This is a genomic window from Williamsia sp. (genome assembly GCF_036566845.1).
GTDB lineage: Bacteria > Actinomycetota > Actinomycetes > Mycobacteriales > Mycobacteriaceae > Williamsia.
This window is the reverse complement of record NZ_DATCVM010000182.1, coordinates 36,284-42,299: the sequence shown is the minus strand read 5'-3', so window position 1 is coordinate 42,299 and position 6,016 is coordinate 36,284. Positions and strand designations below refer to the sequence as shown.

At 66.9% G+C, this 6,016-nt stretch carries 5 protein-coding genes; 1 reads left to right on the top strand and 4 read right to left on the bottom strand.

The window, feature by feature from the left end; translation table 11 throughout:
• Positions 1–925 (top strand): L-histidine N(alpha)-methyltransferase (gene egtD, locus VIQ49_RS17280; protein WP_331886786.1); only part of this gene is annotated, 925 nt, incomplete at its 5' end.
• Here egtD and smc read toward each other — a convergent pair.
• From smc to VIQ49_RS17260, 4 genes are read right to left on the bottom strand one after another with little or no spacing between them, the layout of a single operon-like run.
• Positions 910–4,548 (bottom strand): chromosome segregation protein SMC, encoded by a 3,639-nt coding sequence (smc, locus tag VIQ49_RS17275; protein WP_331886785.1) that lies wholly within the window; start codon positions 4,546–4,548, stop codon positions 910–912. The two genes, egtD and smc, sit on opposite strands and share 16 nt — an antisense overlap.
• Before the next feature lie 17 nt (positions 4,549–4,565).
• The gene (locus tag VIQ49_RS17270) at positions 4,566–4,874 is read right to left on the bottom strand and encodes an acylphosphatase (protein WP_331886784.1); all 309 of its coding nucleotides are present in this window, start codon (positions 4,872–4,874) and stop codon (positions 4,566–4,568) included.
• 3 nt (positions 4,875–4,877) lie between these two features.
• Positions 4,878–5,324, bottom strand: a complete 447-nt coding sequence (locus VIQ49_RS17265; protein ID WP_331886783.1) for an OsmC family protein — start codon at positions 5,322–5,324, stop codon at positions 4,878–4,880.
• A gap of 47 nt (positions 5,325–5,371) precedes the next feature.
• Positions 5,372–6,016 carry a nitroreductase family protein gene (locus VIQ49_RS17260; protein WP_331886782.1) on the bottom strand — a complete coding sequence of 215 codons (645 nt, stop codon included), beginning with the start codon at positions 6,014–6,016 and terminating at the stop codon, positions 5,372–5,374.

Sequence of the window (6,016 nt, the reverse complement as noted above, 5' to 3'; positions counted from 1 at the left end):
GGTCGCCGACGCGGTGGTCGGCCTCTGGCAGGACCCGCCGGTGCTACCGGCCAAGTGGCTGTACGACAAACGCGGCAGCGAGCTGTTCGATGAGATCACCCGTCTGCCGGAGTACTACCCCACCCGCCGCGAGACCGAGATCCTGCGGAGCCGCAGTGAAGACATCGTCGCGCAGTCGGGCGCCCGCACCATGATCGAGCTCGGCTCGGGAACATCCGAGAAGACCCGGTTGCTGCTGCAGGCGTTCACCGATCGCGGCGGCGACTTCACCTATGTCCCACTCGATGTGAGCGTCGAGATGCTCACATCGGCCGCCCGGCAGCTGTCCGCGGAGTTCCCGGCGATCACGGTCGACCCGCTCCACGCCGATTTCGGTGATCCCACCCTGTCGCTGGTTCATCATCGCGGACCGCGGATGGCGATCTTCCTGGGCGGCACGATCGGCAACCTCGACACCCGGGAGCGGGCCGGTTTCTTCCGCAGGATCGCCGAGGCGTTGCGGCCGGGAGACTTCTTCCTCCTCGGCGCCGATCTGATCAAGGATTCGGGCCGTCTCATCGCGGCGTACAACGACCGGGCCGGCGTGACCGCCGACTTCAACCGCAACGTGATCGAGGTGTTGCGCACCGGTCTGGCGGCCCGTGGTCTCTACGCCGACGACTTCGATCACATCGCGAGGTGGAACCCCGCCGAACACCGCATCGAGATGTGGCTCCGCGCCCGGCGCAACGTTTCCGCGGAGTTCGGGACCATCGAACGGAGCTGGACCCTTCCCAAAGGCGCCGAGATCCTCACCGAGATCAGCACCAAGTTCGATCTCGAGACCCTGCACGGCGAGCTGGCGGACGCCGGCCTCGAGCGGCACCACACCTGGACCGATCAGGCCGGGGATTTCGCGGTGCTGCTCAGTCAGGTCGCCGGCTGACCAGCATCGACGGGCTGGGCGCCCAGGTCCTGGCCACGCATCCGCTGCGAGATCACCGTGGTGATGCCGTCGCCCTGCATGCTGACGCCGTACAGCGCATCGGCCACCTCCATGGTCGGCTTCTGGTGGGTGATGACGATCAGCTGCGACTTCTCACGTAGCTGCTCGAACAGGGTGATGAGCCGGCGCAGGTTGGTGTCGTCGAGTGCGGCCTCGACCTCGTCCATCACGTAGAAGGGTGAGGGGCGCGCGCGGAAGATGGCCACCAGCATGGCCACCGCGGTGAGCGACTTCTCCCCACCGGACAACAGCGACAGCCGTTTGACCTTCTTGCCGGGTGGTCGTGCCTCCACCTCGATGCCGGTGGTGAGCATGTCCGAGGGATCGGTGAGCACCAGGCGTCCTTCGCCACCGGGGAACAGCGTCTTGAACACTTCGACGAACTCGCGCTCGACGTCCACGTACGCCTCGGTGAACACCTGCAGGATCCGGTTGTCGACGTCCTGCACCACATCGAGCAGGTCTTGCCGCGCCTTCTTCACATCTTCGAGTTGCGTGGACAGGAAGTTGTAGCGCTCTTCGAGTGCGGCAAACTCTTCCAGCGCAAGCGGATTCACCTTGCCGAGAGTGTTCAGGTCTTTTTGCGCCTTCTTGGCTCGGGCCTGCTGGGTGGCTCGGTCGTACGGCATCGGCGTCGGTGCGACCACCGTCTCGCCGCGTTCCCTGGCCTGTTCATATTCCGCGACCTCGAGCTCCGTCGGCGGCAACTCGACCTCGGGGCCGTACTCGGCGATGAGGTCGTCGGGGCTGATCGCGAAGTCGTTCATGATCTGCTCTTCGAGCTGCTCGATCCGCAGCGACACCTGTGCCTTGGCCACCTCATCTCGGTGCACCGCGTCCTTGAGCGACGTGAGTTGCGCACCGACCTCCGCGGCCGCCTTCTTGGCCACATCGAGGTGCTCGGTCCGCGTCGCGCGTTCGCGCTCGAGTTCGTCGCGATATGACTGCGCCTGCGCCACCGCGACTTCCAGTCGGGCGGCGATCAGCTTCCCGGATTCCAGGACAACCTCGGCCACCTCGGCAGCGTGAGCGCGTGCCTTGTTCTGGCGTTCGGCACGTTCGCGCGCCTCCCGCTCGGCGCGCGCGGCCCGGCGCAGGGAATCGGCTTTTCCGCGCACCGAGGCCAACCGCTCCTCGGAGCTCCGCAAGACGAGCCGGGCCTCCATCTCGACAGCTCTGGCCTCGGTGACCGCGGCGGCCGCGGCATCGCGTTCGGTGTCGGGCAGCTCGCCGCCGGCGTCCGGGTCGGAACTCTCGTCGCGGGCCATGTGCAACCGCTCTTCGGCCGCGGCGAGGGTCGACATCGCCTCGGTGCGGCTGTCTTCGACACGGGCGCGTTGGGATGCCAGCCGGGCCGATTCCTCCTGTGCCGCACGGGCCGCCTGGCCCAGGCGGGCGAGTTGTTCGTAGATCGCCCCCAACTGCGCATCCGATTCGTGCAGCGCGGCAAGTGCCTGTTCCGCGGTGTCGCGGCAGTCGGACTGCTGCGCCAGTGCTCCGGACAGCGCTGCCATCAGCTCTTCACTTCGACGCCCGGCCTGCACCAGATCGTTGCGGGCAGTGTCGATTGCTGATTGCACCTCGATGGTGGACGGACGCGCCCCGGTGCCGCCGCTACGCCACCCGGCGCCGATCAGATCGCCGTCGAGGGTCACGATCCGCAACGAACCAAGGTGCGGTACAAAGTGTTTCGCGTCGGCAACAACAATTTCGGCGGTATCGATCGTATCGGCCACAACGGTGTATCCCAACAGGAGCTCGACTGCGCCGTGCAACGATTCGGGGACAGAGACCACATCGAGCGCCCACCTGGCCCCGGCGGGCAGAGCCGCGGAACCGCGCCCGGCCGCCTCGACACCGCCGATGAGGACCGACGCGCGGCCGCCCTGGTGCTCTCGCAGCGCCGACAGCGATGCGCGGGCGGTGGGCAGGTCGGCGGTCGCAACGGCGTCGGCGGCGGGCCCGAGCGCGGCCGCAATCGCCGGTTCGTAGCCCTCGTCGACGCGCAGCAATGACGACATCGGGCCCAGCAATTCCGAGGAACGGTGTTCCATCAACCAGGCGCCACCGTCTTTGCGCTCCAGTCCCACCGCCAAGGCATCGATCCTGGCCTTGAGAGACGTGACCTGTTGTTCGGCCGCGCGTTCGGCGGCCTGCAGTTCGGCAACACGCTCGTTGGCATGATTGAGCGCGGCAACGCTGCGCTCGTGGTGTTCGTCGAGCCCGAGCTCGGAGGCATCGAGTTCGGAAACCGTCGCCGATGCGGCGTCGAACTCCTCGCTTGCGGACTCGGCCCGGGCGGCCGCATTCTCGATCGCGGCACCGAGGCGGGCCGTTTCCGCGTCGATCGTCTCGACCTTCGTGCGGAGGTTGTCGACCTGGCCTTCGAGTCGCGCCAGCCCCTCGCGCCGATCGGCCACTGCCCGAACCGCCGCCATGTGTGCGCGCTGCGCCGCCGCGGCCTCTTCCTCGAGTTCGGCGAGAGCTTCCTTGGCTCCGTCGAGCTGCATACCCGCTTCTTCCACCCTGTCGGTCAGAGCGGTCTCCTCGGCGGCCGCGGCATCTGCCTGGCGTTCGAGTTGCTCGGGGTCGCGACCGGAATCCGCGCGAACCGGTTCGGCCAGATACCGGCTGCGCTCGGATGCGATCCGGCACGTTGCCCCGACCCGTTCGGTCAGCGCCGACAGCGCGAACCACGCCTGTCCGGCCTCGTTGGCCGCCGGGACGATCTGTGCCAGCGACTTCTCGTTGTCATCGACCTGAGTTGCGAGCTCGTCGAGCTGTTCGGCCAGCTCGTCCTGCTGCCTGCGGAGTTCGGTCTCGCTGGTCTGTTGCTCGGCGAGTTCGCTGCGCCGGATCACCAGGTCGTCCGCGGCGAGCCGAAGCCGCGCATCCCGGAGATCGGCCTGCACCGTCTGCGCGCGCCGGGCGATCTCTGCCTGCCTGCCCAACGGTTTGAGCTGGCGTCGCAGCTCCGAGGTCAGGTCGCCGAGCCGGGACAGGTTCGACTGCATCGCGTCGAGCTTGCGAACGGCCTTCTCTTTGCGCTTGCGGTGCTTGAGCACACCGGCTGCCTCTTCGATGAAGGCGCGACGTTCTTCCGGACGCGATTCGAGGATTGCGGCGAGGCGTCCCTGCCCCACGATGACGTGCATCTCGCGGCCGATACCGGAGTCACTGAGCAGCTCCTGGACGTCCATCAACCGGCAGGAACTGCCGTTGATCTCGTATTCACCGGCGCCGTCGCGGAACATCCGGCGTGTCACCGAGACCTCGGAATAGTCGATGGGCAGCGCGCCATCGGAGTTGTCGATGGTCAGTGTCACCTCGGCCCGGCCCAGCGCGGCTCGCCCGGAGGTACCGGCGAAGATGACGTCCTCCATCTTCCCGCCACGCAGCGCTTTGGCACCCTGCTCACCCATCACCCAGGTCAGGGCATCGACCACGTTGGATTTGCCGGACCCGTTGGGACCGACAACGCAGGTGATACCTGGCTCGAAACGCAGGGTGGTCGCCGACGCGAAGGACTTGAATCCCTTCAGGGTCAGACTTTTCAGGTGCACAGCGCCTCAGCGTACCGTCAGCGCTCGACAAATCCGGTCAGGTCGCCCCGCGGAGGTTCCCAATCGGTGACCACCGTGTCGACCTGGCCCGGGCTCTTGCCTGCATCGATCTGGTCGAGGAGTGCCTGGCATGCCGCCCGCTCCCCTTCTGCCGTGATCAGGACCCGACCGTCACGCTGGTTGGCTGCCGACCCCACCAGACCCAGCTCGAGTGCGCGAGATCTGGTCCACCACCGGAATCCGACACCTTGCACGTACCCGTGGACCCAGGCACGCATCCGCACCGCGTCAGACCCCGATCCCTCCGGCGACCGCTGATCCGGCATGGCCTACTCCGTCTCGATGGACAAGCCCACCCTGGTACCCGCCTTCAAGGTGCGTCCGACAGTGCAAACGGCGTCGACCGCCCGCTCGACCACCACGAGCAACCGCTGCGCTGCCTCGGGATCGAGTTCGGACAGGTCGACCTCGAGCACCTCGTTGAGTTGCGGATAGACCTCGTTTTCACGGTCCGCAGCGCCACTCACCTTGATTGTGGCGTCGTAGTCATCGCCGAGGCGACGGGACAGCGGCCTGTCGGAACTCATTCCGGTACAGGCCGCCAACGCGATCTTCAGCAGTTCACCCGGCGTGAACACACCCTCGACGTCCTCCGAGCCGATCAGAACTTCGGCGCCCCGGCTGCTCTGGCCGGTGTACCGACGGGTTCCGGTGCGCTCCACCCACAACTCGGTGGTCGCGGGCGCGGCGGGCTTACTTGTTTCGGTTGTGGTCATGCCGCTATTCAACACCGGTCCTCGTTCCACAATTCCGCCCCGGGGTGTCACCAACGATCGATGTGCAGGACGTTCTCGAGCGGTTCACGCGGCGCCGGCCTGAAGGTCTCCCCGGTGAAGTAGGCCGTGGGAATCAACGCCGCCTGGTGGTACCCGGCCGGAATCCCCAACAGCTCCGCGATCTCTGCTTCCCGCTCCAAATGCAGTGTGGTCCAAGCTGTTCCGAGTCCGCGGGCGCGAGCTGCGAGTGCGTAACTCCAGACCGCGGGCAGCAGCGATCCCCACAGCCCCGCCTGATTGCCGGCCGGCAGGGTCTTCCCGGCCTTGATGCAGGGAACCAGCAGGACCGGCGCCTCCCCCATGTGCTCCCCGAGCCACGCCACACTTCCGCCCACCAGTTGCTGGACCGGCGCCCGGCCGGGGTCGTCGGCAAAGAGTCTCGCCGCAGATTGATTCGATGCGAGGTAGTTGTCCACGAGCTCGCCGTAGATCCGCCCGAGTGTGGCCCGGATCTCCGGGTCGGTGATCACCAGCCACTGCCAGCCCTGACGGTTCGAACCCGACGGCGCCTGCAGCGCGATCTCCAGACATTCCTTGATCAACTCGAGCGGTACCGGCCGGGTCATATCGAGGCGCTTGCGCACCGTCCTGGTGGTGGTGAGCAACTCATCCGGTGTCAGATCGAGGGTCAT